Raw genomic sequence first — 20,625 nt, 5'->3', positions numbered from 1 at the left:
GGCGGCGAGATGAACAACAACCCCTCGCCCGGCAACAAGGCCGGCGGCCTGACAACGATTCTCGAAAAATCGCTGGGTGCGGTGGCCAAGGGCGGCACCAGCAACCTCGAAGCCGTCTACGAATACGCCGAGCCGGTGGGCGCGCACGGTTTTGTCTACATGGACACGCCGGGCTACGACCCGGTCAGCGCCACCGGCCAGGTGGCCGGCGGCGCCAACCTGATTTGTTTTACCACCGGGCGCGGTTCGGCCTACGGCTGCGCGCCCTCGCCGTCGCTCAAGCTGGCGACCAACTCGGCGCTGTGGCGCAAGCAGGAAGAAGACATGGACATCAACTGCGGCGAGATCATCGACGGCGCCAGCACGGTGGCCGAGATGGGCCAGCGCATCTTCGAGCTGGTGCTGGCCACGGCATCCGGCGAGAAAAGCAAAAGCGAGGCGCACGGCTACGGGCAAAACGAGTTTGTGCCCTGGCAGGTCGGCGCGGTGATGTAGTTTCCCTATATGCAAAAAACACTCCCAGCCCATGCCCTGCAAGCGCAAGTAGCTACTGTTTTGATAGCGGTCGGCAGCTCTGCTGAAGAAGCCACCACCGTCGCGGCCAACCTGGTCATGGCCAACCTGAGTGGCCACGACTCGCACGGCGTCGGCATGTTGCCGCGGTATGTGGATGCGGTGCTCGAAGGCGGCCTCACCCCCAACAACAGCCTGCGCGTGCTGCTGGACACCGGTTCGCTCCTGAGCCTGGACGGCCAGCGCGGTTACGGCCAAGTGGTCGGCCAGCAGGCCATGTCGCTGGGCATGGCGCGCGCCAAAATCCACGGCAGTTGCATCATGACGCTGGCCAATTCGCACCACCTGGGCCGCATCGGCCACTTTGCCGAGATGGCGGTGGCGCAAGGCCTGGTCTCCATGCATTTCGTCAACGTGTTGTCACGGCCGGTGGTCGCGCCTTTCGGTGGCGCCGATGGGCGTTACGGCACCAACCCCTGCTGCATCGGCATTCCGCTGGCGGGACGTGAGCCTTTCGTGCTCGACTTTGCAACGAGCCGCGTCGCGCAGGGCAAGATGCGCGTTGCCCACAACGAAGGCAAACAGGTCGAGCCCGGCATGTTGATCGACGAGTTTGGCCGCGCCACCACCAACCCCGGCGTGGTGGTGGTGCCGCAAAGCAATGGCCTGTTCGGCGCGCTGATGGCTTTTGGCGAACACAAGGGTTACGGCATGGCGGTGGCTTGCGAGCTGCTGGGTGGCGCGCTGACCGGCAGCGGCACCGCGCACAAGCCCGCCGACCCGGCGATACGCGCGGTGATTAACGGCATGCTGACCATCCTGATCGATCCCGCCAAACTGGGCACCCAGGCCAGTTTTGAGCAGGAGGCACTGGCCTTTGCCGACTGGATAAAAGCCGCGCCGGCCGCGCCCGGCACCGACGCCGTGCTGATCGCTGGTGATCCGGAACGCGCCAAACGCCTGCAACGCCAGGACAGCGGCATCGTGGTTGACAACGCCACCTGGCAGGAGATCGTTGCCGCCGGTCGCAAGGTCGGGGTGTCGCTGCCGGACTGATCCCGCGAAACGCTAGGTACTATGAAATTGATAGCTACTTGCGCCTGCCGGCTATGGGCTGGAGGCCAAAATTAGCATGAATTCCAGTGAGACAGGCGCCCGGCTGAACACCGCCCGGCTGCCCACGCTCGCGGCCTGCGGCATCAGCGTCCCGACTTATGCCCGCAAGGGCGCCCGGCGTCGTGCACTTGGGTCTGGGGGCCTTTCACCGTGCCCACCAGGCCTTGGTTTTTGATGCGCTGCTGCAGCGCGGCGATGCACGCTGGGGAGTCTTTGGCATCGCCATGCGCAGCACCGCGCTGTCGGACAGCCTGCAGGCGCAGGACGGCCTGTACGCGGTGCAGGCGGCCAGCAGCGCCGGCAGTCAGTGGCAGGTCGGCGGCGCGATCTGGCAAACCGCCGTGGCTGCGCGCGAGTCGGCGCGCGTGATGCCTTTTTCGGTCACCGTCAGGGTGAGCCAGCGGGTGGAAGGCGCGGCGATGGCTTGCCGCAGGCCTGCCAGGGCTGACCATCGCGTCCTGCGACAACCTTGTGGGCAACGGCCGCCAGTTGCAGGCGCTGTGTCAGGTAGCCGCGCAGCAGCACAGCCCGTCGCTGGCTGAGTGGGTGGCCAGCCATTGCGCCTTTCCTAACAGCATGGTGGACCGCATCGTGCCCGCCGCCACGCCGCAGCGCCTGGCCGCCACACGCGCGGCCCTCGGTGTGGCCGACGAAGCCACGCTCGCCACTGAAACCTTCCAGGAATGGGTGATTGAGCGGCGTTTTGCCAATCCGGGCGATGCTGATGCACTGAGCGCCGCCGGCGTGACGGTGGTGGACGATGTGGCCCCCTTCGAGGACGTCAAGCTGCGCCTGCTCAACGGCAGCCACACCGCCATGGCCTGCATGGGCGCAGTGGCCGGCTGGCCGTGATCGGCGAGTGCATCACGTAGCCCGCCGTGCGCAGCTTCATCCACGGCCTGATGACGCAGGAAGTCGGCCCGCAACTGGACCGCCCGGACTGGCCGGCTTACCGCGACGCCCTGCTGGCGCGTTTTACCAACCCGGCGCTGCAGCACAGCGTGCACCAGATCGCCACCGATTCCTCGCAGAAAATCCCGCAGCGCTGGCCGCCCTCGGTGCTGGGCGCGCTGCGCGCCGGCCTGCCGGTGGACTGCCTGGCTTTTGCCGCCGCTGCCTGGATGCGTTATCTGCGCGGCAGCGACGAACAGGGCCAAGCCTATGCGATGAACGATCCGATGGTCGGCGAATGCAGGCCCTGGCACGCGCGCATGACGGCGATGCCGCAGCCAGTGTGCAGGCCTTGGGCACGCTGCCGGCGATCTGGGGCGAGGTCTTACCGCAGGATGTGCGCTGGCTGTCGCTCGTCACCCGCAGCTTGGACAGATCGAATGTCTGGGAGTGCTGGGTGCGCTGGTGAAGTTGCAGACCGGGCTGGACGGCGAATAAAGCCGTTTTCCGGGATTTATGAAAAAAATCGGCCCCCAGCCCTTGTCGGGCGGTCGCAATCAGCTCCTGTTTTGATAGCGCAGTAGCGCCGGGCCGATCAACCCAGCAGCATGGCCAGGCTGGCGTCCAGGTGTTCGGACGGAAGGCGCTTGAAGCCGGAACGCGAGAAGCGCTGCAGGCGGCCCATCATGAAAGCCACGATGACCGAAGCCTGAACTTGCGCCTGCACTGTGGGTGTGGCGGCGCCATCGGAATTCGCGCCTTCGCGCAGGTTCTGCTTGAGGCTGGACTCCAGCTTGTCGAAAAACTGGTTCATGCGCTCCTGCAGGCGTTCGTTTTCGAACACCAGTGCGTCGCCGGCCATCACCCGGGTCATGCCCGGGTTTTTCTCGGCAAACTGTAGCAGCATGACAACCAGCTTGCGGGTCCGCTGCGCCGGGTCGGTCTCGCGTTCGGCAATCTGGTTGACCAGGGTGAACACGGTCTGCTCGATGAATTCGATCAGACCTTCGAACATTTGCGCCTTGCTGGCGAAGTGACGGTACAGCGCCGCCTCGCTGACGTCGAGCCGGGCCGCCAGGGCCGAAGTGGTGATGCGCTCCGAACCGGGCTGCTCCAGCATGGTCGCCAAGGCCTGCAGGATCTGCACGCGGCGCTCGCCCGGTTTGGGGCGCTTGCGCGGGGCGGCTGGCGTGGAGAGCTCGGGGCTCACATCAGACTCAAACTCGGACATAAGGCGTGCAGTGCGTTGTTGTAAGAGATGTTTCAAAAACCAGGGCGTCGCTTTGATTCTCGCACAGCCACCACGCCCTCCATGCAGGCACCAGCCGGGGCAAACCCGGGTAGCGCAAGCGCCAGCGAAACGGTTTTTCGCCCCCCGGATCAGGCCTAAGGGAGCAACACCAGCCGGACCCGCAAGCCCCATGCCACACCGTCCAGGCTGCCGGCAGGCTCCAGCGTCAGTGCAGCACGATGGGCACGTGCAATTTCGTCGGCAATCGCCAGGCCCAGGCCATTACCCTCCCCCACAGTGCCGGGCACCCGGTAGAAGCGCTCCAGCGCCAGCGCCCGCTCCAGCGCCGGGATACCCGGGCCGTCATCTTCCACCTCGAGAAACACCTGCGCCTGCCCTGGCGGCCCGCCCGGCTGGGCCTGAAGTTGCCCACAACGTATCGTGACCGTGCCACTTGGTGCCGTGTATTTGACGGCGTTGTCCACCAGGTTGCCCAGCAGTTCGCGCAGTAGCCATTCATGGCCGGGGGCCTGGGCAAAACGCACCTCCAGCCCCAGGTCAATGCCTTTGGCCGAAGCCGCATCCAGGTGCAAGGCCAGCACCGACTCGCACAGGTCCTTCAGGTCCACACGCTGCATGGCCTGGCCCGACATGTTGGACGCATCGGCTCGCGACAGGGCCAGCAGCTGGTTGGCCAGTTGCGAGGTGCGCCGCGTTGCGCTGCGCAGCCGCATGATCTTGTCAGACGACAAGGTCAGCTGCCCGCCAGCCGCAGGCGCATTGGCCGCCTGCGCCCAAGCCTCGACCTGCGCCTGCAGGCCGGCCAGCGGCGTACGCAGCTGGTGCGCGGCATCGGCCACAAAACGACGCTGGCCTTCGGCCTGGTCGTTGACCAGCGCAAACAGCCGGTTCAGCGAAGCCACCAGGGGCTGAACTTCGGTCGGTGTGCTCTGGGGGTCAATGGCGCCGAGATCACGCGGGGAGCGCCGCTCGACCGCCTCTTTGAGCGCCAGCAGCGGTCGGAGAGCCCGCGTGACGGCCCAATTGACGGCAAATGCGGCCGCCAGCATCAGGATCAGGTTGGGCAGCAGCACTTTGAAAAATACCGAACGCACCCACTGCTGGCGCGCATCGGAGCCGTCGGCCAGCTGCAGGATGAGCTCGCCGGCGACCGTTGTCACGCGCTGTGCCACCACCCGGTAGGTCACGCCGTCCTCCTCCATGCTGTGAAACTCAGGTTCGCGCGTGGTGGGCACCATTGGGCTGATCCAGACATCGCCGGCCAGGTAGGCGCCGGCGGCATCCGACACCCGGTAGCCGGCAAACCCGGCGCGCCCCTTGATGAACTCGGCGACCGATGGCGCCAGCAGCATCACCGGTCCGTCTGAAGGTGTGTTTCCAGGCGCGATCACCGAATCGGCCAACAAGGGAGCGAGGCGGCGCAACTGCTGGTCTTGCTGCAAGGCGGCATCGCCGGCCGCCTGGTAGTCGAAGTAAACGCTGACCGCCGCAAACAGGCTCAAAGGCGCAAGCAGCAACAGGAGCAGGCGGCGCTGCAGGCCGAATTTCATGGCTGCAGGCCTCCTGTCGGCGGCTGTTGCCGGAACAGCGGCGTCGGCTCGGGAGTCCTGGGCCATGAAAAACAGGGTTATTCGGGCGCTGCGCCCGCCGGCCCGGCAATCAGCTCCAGCCGGTAGCCAAAACCTCGGATGGAACGCAGCGCGATGCCATGCGGCTCCAGCTTGCCGCGCAGGCGCGAAATGTAGACCTCGATGGCGTTGGGTGTGATTTCCTTGTCCCAGCCGGTCAGCGCTGCGAGCAGCTTTTCCTTGTTGGCGGGTTTGGGGGCGTTGATCAGCAGATACTCCATCACCGTCCACTCGCGCGGCCCCAGCTCGATGAGCTGGCCATGGGCCCGCGCCTGGCGGTTGGCGGAGTCGAGCTCCAGCGCACCGAAACTCAAAATCGCACTGGTGGCCGCCTGCGAACGGCGCAGCAGCGCGCGCAGGCGCGCCAGCAGTTCCGGCAGCTCAAATGGCTTGACCATGTAGTCGTCGGCGCCCAGGTCCAGGCCCTGGACCCGGTCCTGCAGCGCATCCCGCGCGGTGAGGATCAGCACCGGCATGGCGACCCCGCGCGTGCGCATCCGCCTCGTCAGCTCCAGGCCGTCGATCTTCGGCAGGCCGATGTCAATGATGGCGGCGTCAAAACTCTCGCCTTGCAGCACCTCTTCGGCACGCTCGGCGCTACCGACCCAGTCCACCGCGTAACCAGCGTCACTGAGCCCCAGCTTGATGCCGCTGGCCAGCATCACGTCGTCTTCAACTAAAAGGAGTCGCATTTACCTGGCTCCCCCCCGAAGCGCCATCGGCGCCTCCCCCTGAAGGGGGCGCCACCTGTGGCCCGGCAAAGCCGGTTCCACGGTGGCCGCTTGAATGGGGACCAGGCGCGCCATCTCAGTAGCTAGTGTGATCTGATCATGGTGCCGTAGGCTTGATCGGTCAGGATTTCCAGCAGCATCGCATGCGGCACGCGCCCGTCAATGATATGGACCGAGTTCACTCCGCTTTTCGCAGCGTCCAGCGCACCCTCGATCTTGGGCAGCATGCCGCCGGAAATCGTGCCGTCGGCAAACAGATCGTCGATCTCACGGGCGCTCAGATCGGTCAGCAACTCACCGGCCTTGTTGAGCACACCCGGCGTGTTGGTCAGCAGCACCAGCTTTTCGGCCTTGAGCACAATGGCCAGCTTGCCGGCCACCACGTCGGCGTTGATGTTGTAGCTTTCATTGTGCTCGCCAAAGCCAATGGGACTGATGACGGGAATGAAGGCGTCGTCCTGCAACGCCTTGACGACGCTCGGGTCGATGCTCAGGATGTCGCCGACAAAACCGATGTCGTGCTCCCGTGCCGGGTCGTCCTTGTCCAGCATCTTGAGTTTTTGCGCCCGGATCAGGCCGCCATCGCGGCCCGTCAGGCCGACCGCTTTGCCGCCTGCCTGGTTAATCAGGCCCACGATGTCCTGCTGCACCTGCCCGGCCAGCACCCACTCCACCACTTCCATGGTTTCCTCGTCGGTGACCCGCATGCCCTGGATAAATTCGCCCTTTTTTCCCAGCCGGTTAAGCGCCGTTTCGATCTGCGGCCCGCCACCATGCACCACAACGGGGTTCATGCCCACCAGCTTGAGCAGCACCACGTCCTCGGCAAAATCCGCCTGCAGCGCCGGGTCTGTCATGGCATTGCCGCCATATTTGATGACCAGCGTCTTGCCGTGGAACTTGCGGATGTAGGGCAGCGCCTGAGCCAGAATCTCGGCCTTGTCGCGCGGGCCTACGTGGGAGAGGTCGGGGTCGGTGGTGGAAGGATGGGTCATTGGGCGGTAATTAAGTGGATATCAAATTGTGCCGTATCCCCGCGAAAACCGGCAAATCACGTCGCCTGGGGGGTCTGAGCCCCATACCCATGCACACACGTTTGAAGCACCGCCTTGATGGCGACCACGTCACTGCCGTCCGCAGCACGGCGCAATGTCTGCAGGTGCACGTCGAGTTCAGGCCAGGCCAGATAGTCTTCATGGGCCTTCATGATCCGCGGGTGTGCGGTTGGCGTGGGGTTGTCCCCGATGAGCAATTCTTCGTACAGCTTTTCGCCGGGACGCAAGCCCGTGACGGCAATCTCGATATCCCCCCCCGAATTGTCGTCATCGCGCACCGTCAGGCCAGACAATTCCACCATGCGGCGGGCCAGATCCATGATTCTGACCGGCTCACCCATGTCCAGAACGAACACTTCCCCTCCCACGGCCATGGCCCCGGCCTGCAATACCAGTTGCGCTGCCTCCGGAATGGTCATGAAATAGCGGGTGACTTCCGGATGCGTCACTGTCAGCGGGCCACCACTGGCAAGCTGGGCGCGAAACAAGGGTACAACGCTGCCACTGGATCCCAGTACATTGCCGAAACGCACCATGCCAAAACACGTAGCCGCATTCATGGCCTGACCAGCCAGCGCTTGCAGTACCAGTTCTGCCATGCGCTTGCTTGCCCCCATGATGTTGGTTGGTCGCACAGCCTTGTCGGTGGACACCAGCACAAACTGGGCAACACCATTAGCGATAGCCGCCCGTGCCATATTGAGCGTGCCGAACACATTGTTCAAAATGCCTTCTGCCGGATTGGACTCCACCATCGGCACATGTTTGTAGGCCGCCGCATGGAAAACCGTTGCAGGCTGGTAGGCCTGGCAGATTTCCTGCAAGCGCTGGGGATTGGCCACACTGCCCAGCAGGGGAACGAGTTCGGAAAGGAGTCCTTCGGCACTGCACAAGCCCTGCAGTTCCTGGTGGATGCTATACAGGCCAAACTCGTTGTGGTCCAGCAGCAATAGCTGGCGAGGACGTTCCAGCAGTATCTGACGGCATAGCTCGCTTCCAATGCTGCCGCCGGCTCCGGTCACAAGCACCACCTTGTGGGCCAAGTTGCGAGCCAGAAGATCCGTGTTGGGTGGCACGGGGTCTCGCCCCAGCAGATCCTCAATATCGAGTTCTTTGAAGTCCTGAACAGTCACGCGCCCCGTCGCCAGATCGGCCAGGCCCGGTAAAGTGCGAATATGTACAGGCACCGAGCGCAGGCTTGCAATGATCTTGTTACGCCGCTCCCGCGAAGAGCTGGGCAAGGCCAACAGAATGTCTGTAACACCCCGCCGGGCCACCAGATCCGGGACGTCCGATGGCGCAAACACGGGTACACCGTTGATACTGCGGCCGACCTTGGTCGCATCGTCATCGACAAACCCCAACAAGACAAATTGCCGGGATATGGCAATTGCCGAAGCAGTCTGCGCGCCCGCGGTTCCCGCACCGTAAATCAGCAGGCGGCCATCGCTCTGTCCCCGCGAACCATCGAGGTTCGCCAGCCAGAATCGCGCGAGAGCCCGACTGGAACCCACAAGCAGCAGGAACAACAGGGGCTGCAGGATACCCACGCTTCGAGGCACGCCGGGCCACTGTTGCCACAGCAACACGCCCAGCAGGGCCATGCAATGCACCGCCACGGCCTGCCCTGTGGCTTTCAACGCCGCCTGGCCCGTGTATCTGAAGATCGCCCTGTACAAACCAAACTTGACAAATACAGGAATGGCCAGAACCGGTGCAAGCAGGTACACCCACCATTGCGCGCCCATGGGATAGTGCAATTCATCCAGGCGCAGCGTAAAGGCTATCCAGGTGGCAAGCAAGGCCAGGACCACGTCGACCAAAATAACCACCGCTATCTTGGCTGGACGCGGCCAGCCCAAAATTCTGCTTTGCATTTACATCCCCGTTCCCTGAGTCACATCAGTTCTTAATGGCAAATTCTTCTTTGGATTTACCTTGAGCAACCAAAGCAGCCAACCACCGCGGCGTCAAGCCACGCCCGCTCCAGGTCTCGCCAGCAGGCCCCCGGTATTTAGCCGGCACCGCAGAAGTATTTTTCTTTTTGGCTGTCCCACCTGCGCGGATTTGCTTCACCTTGGGTTTTGCACCGCGCGATTTTTCGGAGGTCAGGTCTTTGACGGTAATGCCGAAAGCTTCCATCATGACCCGTATTTCACGCACGGTTTTATCAAATTCCCTGGATTTAATTTCTCTTGCCTGCTTTTGCAGTTTTTCAATTTGACTTTGAATTTCGACCAAATTACTCATATGAGGTGCCTTTCATTGATTCGAGGCATTTCAACAGACTTTTCTATAAATTGTGTCTAATGCATGACGTCATCCCGCCGCAGCACCTTCAGAAATGTCATGCAAATGATTTTTATATCCAGCCAGGGAGATTGTTTCTCCAGATATTCAATCTCCAGTGCCACCTTTTGTGGAATCGGCAATTCATCACGTCCATTGACTTGTGCCCACCCCGTGAGGCCAGGCAGCAGTTTGTCGATTCCGCTGCGGGTGCGCAATTCAATCAGGTCATACTGGTTAAACAGGGCTGGGCGCGGCCCGACAAAACTCATATCCCCTTTAACAATGCTCCACAACTGAGGAAGCTCATCCAGGCTGCTTTTTCGCAGAAAGCTGCCGATGGGCGTGAGATAGCTGTCTGCGTCGGCCAACAAATGGGTGGCAAGGGCAGGAGTTCCTGTTTTCATTGTCCGAAATTTTGGCATCTTGAAAGTCTTATTGTGTTGGCCTATCCGGTCCGACCAATACAGTATGGGACCTTTGGAAGTCAGGCCTACCAACAGCGCGACCAGCAATAGAGGTAACAGCAAAAAAATAATAGCCCCGAAGCTCAAGGCCAGATCGAATGCTCTCTTCATTTTTTTTAAATGGCGATAAGACGTTAGGTATTGCTCAGGGAGTTTCAACTGTGCCGCACGGCATCGTTGGGCTGATATTAGTCCAGCGCAGTCAGGTAAGTCGGGTCAAAGCGACCAGGGCAATATCCAAAGTCGCGCGTCGCATCACTGTGGTCAAAAACCAGGTCGGCCTGCATGCGGAGCGCCATGTCGGGGGTCAAGTGCGCAAACCGCGGGTGCAGACGGGCCAGCGCCACCGCGACCCGAAAGGCCGGCATTGGAATGCAGACAAGCCGAGGGCGACGCCTCAGCGTTTCGAAAATACGCCGCACCATGTCAGCATAGGCTAGGGTTTCACCCCCGCTCAGGTTGTAGGCCTTGTTGAAGCTAGCGGGAACAGCCAGACTTTGCACACAGGCACGGGCCAAATCGACGGCGTTAACCGGCTGCCGGCGACCGCCGGCCGAACCAAAAACGGGGAAAAAACCGAACTTGCGAATCAGCCGCGCAATGTCAGCCACATTGCGGTCGCCGCCGGCACCACCGTAAATCAGGGTAGGCCGGAAAATTGTCCAGGCCATGCCCAGGCGCTCACACTCCGCCGCCACATGATCTTCTGCAGCAATGAGTTTGTTGACGACTTCCAATTCGTATGGACTGGCTGAGTCGCGCTTGGTGAACCGGCTTGTGGAGCTGAATGCAATCACGCGCCGCACACCGCGGGCATGAAATTTTTCAAGCCAGCCTGGCAACAGCCACAGGCTGGCAGTGTGGATAAGAGTTCCAGCTTCACCTTGCGGGAGCTCCGCTTCCTTGTCCGCAAGATCCAGCGTTGCCAACTTGAGGCCCTGGACGAACTCTACAGGGCGCCGACCCAGAGCCTGCACCGCCGCACCTTGTTCCGTCAACATCGGCACGAGCAGTGACCCGATGGTGCTGCTTGCACCTGTAACGAAGACTTTTCCCTCCAGCATGCTACTTTTCCAGCAATTGTTGCGCGGTTTTTCTTAGCGCGATGTCCACGGGAACTGGGGGCTCCCAGTCCAGCATGCGCCGGGTTTTGGAGATATCGACCTGCAGGGTATCGCAAAGGCGCTGGATAACTGTTTCGCGCCCCAGCAAACGCCCAGCCATTCGCAAACCGAACATGGGTATCGGGAGTAGTCGCGCGGGCTTGTCAAAAGCTGCCGCCGTGCGCTGCAGAAGACCCGTCACTGTCATATCCTCCCCGTCGCTAACAAGAAATATCTGGTTGGCAGCAGCCGGGTGAGAAAGACACCTGGCGATCAGGTCAACCAGATTGTCGAGCGCCACCAGACTGCGCTGGTTGTCCAGTGCCCCGAGCGGCAGCGGAACGCCCCTCCGCAGCCAGCGCATCATTTCGTGAAAGTTCGCTTTGACGCCTGGTCCATAGACAAGGACCGGCCGAATGATAACGACCTCCATACCCGTTTGCTGCGCAAGCTCCTGCAAGGCCTGCTCCGCCTCCAGTTTGGAGACCCCATATGCATCGAGCGGACGTGGCGCATCCTCGGCAGTGAAGGGCTGCCCGATGGGAGTGGTTTCTCCGTTAACCTTGATGGAGCTGATAAACACAAAACGCCGCACCCCAGCAGCGGCCGCCTGGCGGGCCAGGTTCAATGTAAGCGCCACATTGACCCGCCGAAATTCCGCAAGAGGATCTGCCGCTGTCTCTTGCATAAAGTGAACACGCGCAGCCAGGTGAACCACGCTGTCCATGCCCGCCAGAACGGCAGCCCAGTCCGTGAGCTCGTCAATACGGTCCATCTCCAGATACTGCAACGATAGCGTAGGCGCCGCAGGCGACTTTCCACGCACCGCGCCAACAACACGATAGCCTTGGGACGGCAGGATCCCACACACCGCCTGGCCAATAAAGCCGTTAGCACCCGTCACCAATACACGTGGAGTGGAACTTCCCGAGACATCGAGGCCCACCGGCCGAGGCAGCCCAACCCGAACAGCTTTTGGTTCGGCCATGGGCTTGCAGGAAAAGACGCCGCCCCATTTTCTCCAATAGAGCCATCCTGATCTTGCCGTGATCAGCTTTGCGCTCAGTGAGCGGTGGGTATCTCGTGCCCACTGGTGAACCACACGTACGCGGGGGACATACACGGCGCGAGCGACCTTCAGCAGGCGCCTCCCGATATCCGCGTCTTCATAGTGAAGGAAAAATTCCGGATCAAAGCCGCCGATGGCCTGAAGCGGTCTCGTCCGAAAAAACATGAAACATCCGGTGGGATACTCCACCGGATGAATCGGCTTTTCATGGTCGCAATCACGCATTTCGAAACCGCTTAGCGTCCGGGCAAACCGCGACTGAAGCCACTCCGGTGCGAAGCTGCGCAGAAACATCACAAGCAGGGTGGGATTTCGCTTGCAAAGATATTGACGCTCGCCGCTCTCTCCAAAAACAGCTGGTGAAAGCAAACCGACCTCAGGATTGGCTTCCATAAAGCGCAATGCTTCTACCAGGGCCTCGGGCTCCACAAAAAGATCAGGATTGATGACGATGTGGTAGTCCGACCTGGCTGTCGCGATTACCAGGTTGTTGCCCCGGCCGTACCCCACATTGCCAGACGCGCGCACCAACTGCAGCGTCCAGTCGGGTACCTCAGACCGAATTCCCTCCAGCCAGTTGGCTACCTTGCCGTAAACAAGGGCGTCGTCCGAATTGTCCACCAGCGTCAAGCTGAGCTGGAGCGTGTATTCCTGGCGGGCCAGCCGAACGGATTTCTGCAATGCCAGAAGCGTGCGCTCGACCGTCGGCAAATCTGGCTTGTAGAGGACCAGTGAGGCGCTGATCGCCAGGTGCGTCATGGTGATGCTCCCTCTGAGTCTTGCGCGTCCTTCCGGAAAACGATCCTGGCGGGCACGCCGACCGCCACCGCATATGCCGGCACATCACACAACACCACTGCATTGGCGCCGATTTTGGCGTGGTCGCCAATTTTGATGCGCCCAATGACCTTGGCGCCAGCACCGATCAGCACATTGTTGCCAATGACAGGCCGCTCTGACACGGTGAACCCCATGTCGGGCTCGCTGGTTCCCAAAGTGACACCCTGCATGATGGTGCAGTTGTCGCCGATACACTCGGCCCCCAGTACCGTACCCACAGTGTGCGGAAGAAAAAGCCCCCCACCTATTTGCACCTGGGGAGAAACTTCAATGCCGAAGATAAGGACATTGAGCATGGAGAACAATTTCGTCAACGGCCCCAGGCGACGCGCGTGAAAAAACTCAGCGGATCGCAACAGCGCCACGGGCGCCATGCGCGGACTAAAACAGGCGAGCACCAGGGCGGCAGTGGACACAGCCCCGGAGTGCCCCCGCATGCGGTGGTAACGCTCGATGTCAAGCCGCAATTTTTTCACAGGGCAACTTTCTTGTAGGCAATGAGCGCCGCAACGCTGACTGCCAAGCCAATCGCCATGCACAGCCCCACGGTAAACCCCGAGTATGCCAATTGCGGCGCACTGGACGCCAGCGCAAGGTAGAACAGAGGTAAAGTACCCGCCACCAACAAGGGCCATATCAGGCGGCGGCGCATAAGCGAGTTTTTATTGTGCGCATATTCGATCACGAATACAAGATAGAGAAAATTGGGCAGCACAAAAGCCCAACTCAATGCCTCCAGCGATGTATACCTCTCAAGCGAATAACGCGCCGTCGCCAGCAGGCACAGGTTGAGGGCCAGATCCGACAACAGCAACACACGGGAATTACGTGTTGCGAGAATCATGGTGCCGTAAACCCAGGACGTCCCACGAAAGATCACTGCAATCACAAGCACCATCAGCACCTCGCCCGACGCCTGGAACTGGGGACTGTAAAGCAGGTTGATCAAAGGTTCCCGCAGAAGCACCATTGCATAACAGATCAGGACACCGGCGCCAAATACCAGGTAAGCTGTTCTGAGCATGCACGCCTTCTGCTCTTCAGGGCTGGTCGCGGCCGTAAGCAAAGGCAGATAGATCGCGCTGCAAGCCGTCAGAAACAAGGTGGTGTAATTGAAGGTCAGGGTCCAGCCCGCGTCGAACAGACCAGCAAAAGCCAGCCCCCTCGACTCGATCACCCAGGAACGGATCAGCAGCAAGGCGACGGTCGTGGACAGCGCGGCTACAAGATTCGACAGGGCAAACCGCAAGAAAATGCGGCTTTGCGATTTCGTGAGTCCCCGCAAGCCTGAAGCCACCACGAAAATGGGCAAGCGCGACACTCCCCACGCGCCGAACAAGCAGGTCACGCCAAAACACAATACAAAAGACCCGACCAGAAGTTGCGGGGTTGTAGGTATGGCCCACCACCAGGCACCTGCCAGCAACATCAACAGGGCTGCGGGCCCGGAAACCTGGGAAAGCGCCAAATACGGATAGGAGCGATAGCCGTTCAGCACGCCGAGGGCGTAAGTGGCGCCCACATTGAGTAACACGGCTAACGCCAGCCAACGCACCGCCGACACCAAACCGGAATCTTCCGAAGAAAGGAAAAACTGTGTCAGTTGGGGAGCAGCGACAGTCATCACTATGGCCACCAAGCTGCCGGATATCGCGATAAGGCCGGCAGCCGTAGTCCGGAACTGCATGCGCTCAGCATCATCGCGCCGTTCGGCTATCCCTTGCACCAACGCGTTGGTACCACCAAATGTAGCGCCAATAGTCGCGGCTTGAGCCATCTGCCTAAGCTGCGAAAACAGCCCCACGCCCTCTGGGCCAGCCCAATGGGCGACGACTTTGAATCCAACCAGCCAAACAAATGCCGCCCCAAAGACCCCAAAAGCTCCGACCTGAGCCCCACCTCTACCACGTGCTGAAAATAAGCGCATCAATTGACAATGGCTAGGCGGAGGGTTTACGCACGGCAGCAGGAAGCAAAGCTGAAAGCAGTAGACCCCACATAAAGTAGGAAAAAATCCCAGGATAAGGTTGTCGCAGGGTCACTTTGAAATTGCTGTCAATAACGACAAGATAAAAAACTATCCCGGCCAACCACCAAATTTGTACCGGTAGCGTCTTCCGCTGAGTCCAGCACAAATAAGTTGTAAACGCGATCAACAACAAGGTCGGCAGTAGTCCAACTAAACCGAAGGTATAGGCGACATCGACATACCAGTTGTGGGGACTTGATTTTATCTCCCGGGGCATGGGCTGGGGATGTCCTACCAGCAAAGTCTTTTTACTTTCGAGAATTGCACTGCCGAAGAATTTCCAGTCATTCAGACGCTCTTGAACGTTGGATGGAATTTTCCCCTCCGCAAGCGTTTTAAATTTCCCATTAAAGAGCCCTTCTTGCCCTTCCACCGACGGACGCTGGCCGGCCATTCCATCATAGTAGGCAACGCCACCTACACCCATTGCCCCAACCACGGCCAGTACACCCAATACCAGTTTTATATTTCCACGATGCGCCCAAAGCCTGGAGAAAACAAAAAGCACCAAGAAAGAGAGATAGGCAAATATCGTCAGGAAAGACAGGCTTGCAGTAACGTACGCAACCATCATCACGGCCAAAATGCAAAGCCAGATCTTGAACTCTTCCCAAAGTGAAATCACCGAGTACGCAAAAGCACATACAAAAATCAGCGTCACGTACTGAAAATGGGAGTAGATACTGAATGCATACAAATAGTGCGTGAGGATCAAGGTTCCCTGAAACCAGGTAGCCAGCAATTGCAGTGGAACCAGTATGGAAAGTACTATTAAAAATGCCCGTGCAATAATTTTTTCCCTATCCCCAACCAATTGACCTACGACCAATCCAATCAATGGAAGGATGACCTGGGCGGCCATGAGCATCTTTCGCTGGGGGGCCGTTATACCGTCACCACCGAGCCATAAAGAGAGAAAGCTGGCGAGAAATGCCCCGGCTACAAAAGTTAATGAAAGCCGGGCATTTTTCAGCTTACTCATCCAGAACACTAACGCAAAAAAGCACGTCAAAATCGAAATGGGCAGCGGGAGCGTCAGTAGCACACCCTGTGAGTCAATGATCGGCTGGCTATCCCTGTATATCCCTTTGCTAAGCCGAAAAAAAAGTGGAAAAAAAACTCCCACCCCAATCAGCCACGATAAATTTTTCTCGCTCAGTAGTTTCATTTTTGGAAAATCGATAGATAGCATTTATGCTAATTACTGTTACGGCTAGAAATCATGGGGAAACCGATTTCCCGTCCTTAGCCTTTTCCCCGTTATTTGAGCAATTTCCATACAGATGCATCATTTCTCCGGTGATCTTTTGAACGGAAAATAACTCCAACGCGCGTACGCGAGCTGTATCGCCCAAATATTGGCGTAATCCTTCGTCCGCCAGGAGTTTGGATAAAGCCATGCATAGGGAACTTACGTTACCCGCTTCAAATAACAAACCGCTCCTCCCGTCTTCGACCGCATCAACAATTCCGTAAATACGTGAAGCTACAGAAGGCACGCCACAGGCAGCTGCCTCAATCAATGTCATGCCAAAACCTTCGCGATAACTTGGTTGGCAGAAAATATCCGCAGCAGCCATATAGCGCTCAGGTGTTGGGGTAAAAGGCACATAGTGCAAACACTCAGACTCGACGTTGGAAGTCGCCTGAATTTTGCCAAACGCTATGTCCTCCTCCGCACCCACAAACAGAAGCACTATGTCAGGGAACTCCTTGACGAGCAAGGGAAATGCAGCTGCCAAGTCCAGGATTCCCTTGTCGCGAGTAAGCCGCCCCACGAACAAAATCACTCTGGAGCCCTGCGGAATTCCCAGCTCATCACGCACGTCCTGCCTCATCTGTCTGTCAGGGCGAAAGCGGGATGGGTCAACGCCGCAAATCGACCCAGCGCCGATCACTCTGACCTTACTCCGCGGCAGCAGACCCTGATTTACCAAAAAATCCCGCTGCGAAGCACTATCTGCGAGAACGTCGGTAGCAAAACCCCCGATCAGCTTGTCAACCCATTTCAGCAACACACGCTTTGCGCCATGCTGTGTTATCCACACTTGGCCCGTGAAAGTATGAATACGGCAAGGTACGAAAGCCAGCCACCCAACCAACATCGCCATAAAGCCGGTTTTAGGCATGATGGAATGCACGATATCAAACCGCTCATCTCGGAATAACTTATAAAGTTTCCGGGCAGCCAGCACGTCCTGAAGAAGTGAAGGTTTCCGTTCGATTGGCAGGAATATTAAACGTGCAGGGAGACCATCCAGTAAATGCCTGTCGACAGAATTACATACAACGGTCACCTCGTATAACTCTGTCGCAGCCGCTGCCTGAATATGCGCACGCAAAAAACTATGGACGACAGCGGGAATGGTAGCTACGTAGCAGAGCTTTTTCATATCATTCGGAACGCTCGATCAATTCATCCAGAATCTGCTGCCATTTCGTCTCTTCCACGTTGCCAGCAGTGAACCGCGAGTGGAAAGGTCGCTCATTGCGAATCCTTTTAAATAGATCGTTGCCGGACTTCGCGAAGAAACCCACCGCCGCAAGTAATACGAAAAAGAACTTCTTCTGCCTCAGAAAATATCGGAACTGGATGCCGAAAAAAGTTTGCCGCGTTTTCTTCAGCTTCTTCCAGTTTGTTTTTGATCTGGTGCGATAAGCAAACAGGATCTCGTCTGCCGTATGAAATCGACTGAGTTGGTAGGTTCGCAACAGCAGTTCCTGATCTTCACAGAAATAGGGGCCGGGCACTGCATACCGATGTTTACGAAACCATTCCACACGCCCCATCCACGTTGGGTGGGGAAGAAAAAAGCCTCGCCACGGTCTGCTACATATTTCTTCATGTGATATTGCATCGGGAAAAAAGCCTGTTAGCCGATTGCCTTCATCGATAGTCACAGCGCGGGTAGCTACCAGATCGAGCGACGGGTTTTCCTGCAGCAGTGCAAGCTGGCGAGCAAATCGCTCCGGATACGATACATCGTCCTGATCCATGCGCGCCAGATACATTCCTTCAGCCAGATCAATCGCTTCATTAAGCCGCGCGGCCAGGCCCCGGTTTCTTCCATCGCAGTGAATTTTGATACGTGGGTCCTGAATATCTGCAATGTCCCGCAAGGCGTTATCTGTAGACCCATCATCGATGATCAGCAACTCCCAGTTGGTAGTAGTCTGCTGAACAATTGAGCGAACTGCCAGGCGCAAGTATTCACCGGCGTTATATATAGGCATTGCCACCGTTACCATGGGTGACTTGTCAGACTCGGTCGCCCCCCCAATCAGGCTATGCATGCAAATCTCTTAGCCAGCTTGCGGTTAACCGCAGGCCTTCGGGAAAATCAACCCGCGCGTTCCACCCTGTATGGCTATGTAGCTTCGTCGAATCAAGAACATTTGCCTTGACATCAAATGCCCGCTCGGGAAGATGCTCTACCTGAGTTTCAAAGCCCATTTCGCGCAGCAGAGGCGAAATCGCTTCAACCACATCCTGATTCGATAGTCCAGTTCCAGAACCCAGATTGTATGTTTCTGATAAATGGCCGGATTCAAGTGCACTTGCAATTCCAGATGCCACATCGGTAATGTACAAATAATCGCGAATAGCACCTGCCCTCCCAAAGATTTTGATTGGGAGCCTCTTGATTGCGGATGCAATCGCCGTAGAAATAAAACCTTGTCCAACAAATGGACGCTGCCCAACCCCAAAGGCATTTGAGGGCCGAACGCAGATAAACTTCAGGCCGTGTGTGCTTGCATAAAGGTGCGCGTAGTTCTCGAGCGTCAGTTTCGTGACCCCATACGGGGAAATAGGCCTGGCCGGCTGCCCCTCACTAATCGGCAGGGCCAGTGCCTCGCCATATACAGTCCCCCCCGATGAAACCAATATCAGTTTTGCGCCACGCTTTGCAATTTCAGAGAATAATTGCACCGTCGGCGGGAGATTTTGAAGCAAGTCGGCCAGAGGATCAATAAATGAAGTATTCGGAACTGTGGCGTAAGCGAGGTGGACTACTTCTTCATACTCGTCCAAAAGACTATCAATAAGTTCTTTATTTGAAAAATCTCCTGCGTGGTAGATGACGCCACGAGGTAATACGTATTCGGGTACCTGCTTTCTGCCCAGAACGGCGACGCCATGCCCTCTTCGAAGGAGTTCAGCCGCGAGCTGAGTGCCAATATAGCCCCCTCCCCCAATTAGCAATATTTTTTTAATGTTCAAAATAATACCCAGCTAAGTAAGGCCGATTCCGCATGGCCGATGTCCTGAATCATTTCAAGAAACGCGTTCCGGCTCGCCACTCCATTTTCTATTCCACCTGCAAATCTCGATCAGTGCCGCCAACCCGATACATATTGTCAACATCCACCAGGGAAATCGGTATCTATAAAGTGCTCCCAAGAAAGGAGTCGCCATTCCATACACCGTCATAACACTGGCGGCCAGAGCAAGCGGTATAAAAATATCGCGGCGCCTGCTACGAAAACTCCATACAGCCAGCGCAGCGAGACCCGCGTACATCATCCCTGCCTCTATCGAGGTGATTGTATAAAAGACCGATCGAGGGGTAGAAAAAATTGAACTCCAATCGGTTGGCCACGGGGCAAAAATACCCAGGAGCGCCGCGCGCGGTATGTAGCTAAGCGTCTTCAAAGATCCATCAAGAAGCCGATCCCTATCAACCACGGCTTTCAATGCAGCTGCATTGGTTTGGGATTCAAGTAGGATGAATATTCTGCACCGGTGCCCCGCGATAGCTTTCAACTTCCGGTTAACGAAGTCGGGCATTAACGGCTCATCGAGCCACTGTTCCTTTTCAATCATCGCGTCGCACCTTGCTGCCACCGTTTGAGCATTTACCCGAAGGATCGGCTTGAAGTTATCGAAACTATCAAGCGTATCGTTTGACGCGGCGCCTTGTCCCAATATCGCAAGAGATGCGCACAAAAGCAAGGCGCACATCACAAAGCTTATGAGCTCTTGCCATCGAACGCGTAGCTGAATTTTCTGCAAGAACGCTACAAACAAAATCACCGCCGTAACAGGCAGAAGCATCTGGTTTAGATAAGGCCGAACCAGCCATATCAAAGCGATGCCAGACACCGCAACTAGGAGGAAGAACAATTTCCTGGTCAAGAAAAGATTTTTGTGGATTGTCAGTCGCAATAAACCCAAGGTAAAAAGTAGCGCACCAATTAAAGCGAAAGTATCTTTGTTGATTTGGGAGAACCAAAACATTAGGTAAGGCGATAGCGCGAGGGGTAACGCACCAAGAATTGATGTTTTAAGCGGAAACCACTCTCGCAGAATCAGCACCATAACGACAAACGACGAAGCGTGTAAAGCCGCGTTAAGGAGAACAACTGCATACGGGTTATTCCACATCAGATATAAAATGCTGGCGACTCCAGCAGGTCCTTGTCCTTCCGGGTGGACCTCAAATTCAGTCATTCCATTTCGCTTAATATCTTGGACTTTTTGGAACGCCAGGAAGTTGTAGTACTGTGGATCACCTTCAAGATGCCCGTTCGATGACGTTGCCATGTTCGGTATTACAAACTCTCGCGCGACCGTCATGGAGAGAAGAGCGTAGAAAAAAACCAATACGAACAATCTCAGAACAAGTGGGCGCCCCCCGCCC

Annotated in this window: 20 protein-coding genes and 1 pseudogene; 5 read left to right on the top strand and 16 right to left on the bottom strand. The window is 57.8% G+C overall.

The window, feature by feature from the left end; translation table 11 throughout:
• The 5 genes and pseudogenes from ABI660_RS07105 to ABI660_RS07085 form a co-directional block, all read left to right on the top strand.
• Positions 1 to 495, top strand: a pseudogene (locus ABI660_RS07105) (altronate dehydratase); the annotation flags it as partial.
• Between the two features lie 9 nt (positions 496 to 504).
• Entirely contained in the window at positions 505 to 1,569 is a 1,065-nt protein-coding gene (locus ABI660_RS07100; protein ID WP_348066325.1) for a malate/lactate/ureidoglycolate dehydrogenase, read from the top strand.
• Between the two features lie 224 nt (positions 1,570 to 1,793).
• Complete coding sequence (locus ABI660_RS07095; RefSeq protein ID WP_348066323.1) at positions 1,794 to 2,171, top strand: hypothetical protein; 378 nt, start codon at positions 1,794 to 1,796, stop codon at positions 2,169 to 2,171.
• Positions 2,101 to 2,481, top strand: a complete 381-nt coding sequence (locus ABI660_RS07090; RefSeq protein ID WP_348066322.1) for a hypothetical protein — start codon at positions 2,101 to 2,103, stop codon at positions 2,479 to 2,481. The genes ABI660_RS07095 and ABI660_RS07090 overlap by 71 nt, the downstream gene beginning before the upstream one ends.
• Before the next feature lie 26 nt (positions 2,482 to 2,507).
• Positions 2,508 to 3,104, top strand: a complete 597-nt coding sequence (locus tag ABI660_RS07085; protein ID WP_348066320.1) for a hypothetical protein — start codon at positions 2,508 to 2,510, stop codon at positions 3,102 to 3,104.
• Between the two features lie 11 nt (positions 3,105 to 3,115).
• Here the strand turns inward: ABI660_RS07085 and slmA are convergent, their stop codons facing one another.
• The 16 genes from slmA to ABI660_RS07005 all read right to left on the bottom strand — a co-directional run bounded on the left by slmA (position 3,116) and on the right by ABI660_RS07005 (position 20,528).
• The gene (slmA, locus tag ABI660_RS07080; RefSeq protein WP_348066318.1) at positions 3,116 to 3,751 is read right to left on the bottom strand and encodes a nucleoid occlusion factor SlmA; all 636 of its coding nucleotides are present in this window, start codon (positions 3,749 to 3,751) and stop codon (positions 3,116 to 3,118) included.
• 155 nt (positions 3,752 to 3,906) lie between these two features.
• Positions 3,907 to 5,322, bottom strand: coding sequence for an ATP-binding protein (locus ABI660_RS07075; RefSeq protein ID WP_348066316.1), 1,416 nt, complete (start codon positions 5,320 to 5,322; stop codon positions 3,907 to 3,909).
• A gap of 77 nt (positions 5,323 to 5,399) precedes the next feature.
• A complete protein-coding gene (locus ABI660_RS07070; RefSeq protein ID WP_348066314.1) occupies positions 5,400 to 6,092 on the bottom strand; it encodes a response regulator transcription factor in 693 nt (230 codons plus the stop codon).
• A 122-nt stretch (positions 6,093 to 6,214) separates the two neighbouring features.
• Positions 6,215 to 7,126, bottom strand: a complete 912-nt coding sequence (gene argB, locus ABI660_RS07065; protein WP_348066312.1) for an acetylglutamate kinase — start codon at positions 7,124 to 7,126, stop codon at positions 6,215 to 6,217.
• Between the two features lie 56 nt (positions 7,127 to 7,182).
• The gene (locus tag ABI660_RS07060) at positions 7,183 to 9,063 is read right to left on the bottom strand and encodes a nucleoside-diphosphate sugar epimerase/dehydratase (protein WP_348066310.1); all 1,881 of its coding nucleotides are present in this window, start codon (positions 9,061 to 9,063) and stop codon (positions 7,183 to 7,185) included.
• 25 nt (positions 9,064 to 9,088) lie between these two features.
• Positions 9,089 to 9,436: an H-NS histone family protein gene (locus tag ABI660_RS07055; protein WP_348066308.1), complete on the bottom strand. Its 348-nt coding sequence runs from the start codon at positions 9,434 to 9,436 to the stop codon at positions 9,089 to 9,091.
• Positions 9,437 to 9,492: 56 nt separating this feature from the next.
• Positions 9,493 to 10,053, bottom strand: coding sequence for a sugar transferase (locus ABI660_RS07050; protein WP_348066306.1), 561 nt, complete (start codon positions 10,051 to 10,053; stop codon positions 9,493 to 9,495).
• A 77-nt stretch (positions 10,054 to 10,130) separates the two neighbouring features.
• Entirely contained in the window at positions 10,131 to 11,006 is an 876-nt protein-coding gene (locus ABI660_RS07045) for a hypothetical protein (protein WP_348066304.1), read from the bottom strand.
• Between the two features lies 1 nt (position 11,007).
• Positions 11,008 to 12,873 carry an NAD-dependent epimerase/dehydratase family protein gene (locus ABI660_RS07040; protein ID WP_348066302.1) on the bottom strand — a complete coding sequence of 622 codons (1,866 nt, stop codon included), beginning with the start codon at positions 12,871 to 12,873 and terminating at the stop codon, positions 11,008 to 11,010.
• Positions 12,870 to 13,328 (bottom strand): serine O-acetyltransferase, encoded by a 459-nt coding sequence (locus tag ABI660_RS07035; RefSeq protein WP_348066301.1) that lies wholly within the window; start codon positions 13,326 to 13,328, stop codon positions 12,870 to 12,872. Before ABI660_RS07035 ends, ABI660_RS07040 begins: the two co-directional genes overlap by 4 nt.
• Positions 13,329 to 13,426: 98 nt before the next feature.
• Positions 13,427 to 14,881, bottom strand: a complete 1,455-nt coding sequence (locus ABI660_RS07030) for a hypothetical protein (protein WP_348066300.1) — start codon at positions 14,879 to 14,881, stop codon at positions 13,427 to 13,429.
• A gap of 13 nt (positions 14,882 to 14,894) precedes the next feature.
• Positions 14,895 to 16,151 carry a hypothetical protein gene (locus tag ABI660_RS07025; RefSeq protein WP_348066298.1) on the bottom strand — a complete coding sequence of 419 codons (1,257 nt, stop codon included), beginning with the start codon at positions 16,149 to 16,151 and terminating at the stop codon, positions 14,895 to 14,897.
• A 52-nt stretch (positions 16,152 to 16,203) separates the two neighbouring features.
• A complete protein-coding gene (locus ABI660_RS07020; protein ID WP_348066297.1) occupies positions 16,204 to 17,376 on the bottom strand; it encodes a glycosyltransferase family 4 protein in 1,173 nt (390 codons plus the stop codon).
• Position 17,377: 1 nt separating this feature from the next.
• Positions 17,378 to 18,277, bottom strand: coding sequence for a glycosyltransferase (locus ABI660_RS07015; protein WP_348066295.1), 900 nt, complete (start codon positions 18,275 to 18,277; stop codon positions 17,378 to 17,380).
• Positions 18,270 to 19,205, bottom strand: coding sequence for an NAD-dependent epimerase/dehydratase family protein (locus ABI660_RS07010; RefSeq protein WP_348066293.1), 936 nt, complete (start codon positions 19,203 to 19,205; stop codon positions 18,270 to 18,272). Before ABI660_RS07010 ends, ABI660_RS07015 begins: the two co-directional genes overlap by 8 nt.
• Positions 19,206 to 19,259: 54 nt before the next feature.
• On the bottom strand, positions 19,260 to 20,528 hold the full coding sequence (locus ABI660_RS07005; protein ID WP_348066292.1) for a hypothetical protein: 1,269 nt from the start codon (positions 20,526 to 20,528) through the stop codon (positions 19,260 to 19,262).
• Positions 20,529 to 20,625: the final 97 nt, after the last annotated feature.

Source organism: Polaromonas sp. (assembly GCF_039930745.1).
Taxonomy (GTDB): Bacteria; Pseudomonadota; Gammaproteobacteria; order Burkholderiales; family Burkholderiaceae_C; genus Polaromonas.
Note: the sequence above shows the minus strand (reverse complement) of the source record. Positions and strands in the feature narration are given on the sequence as shown.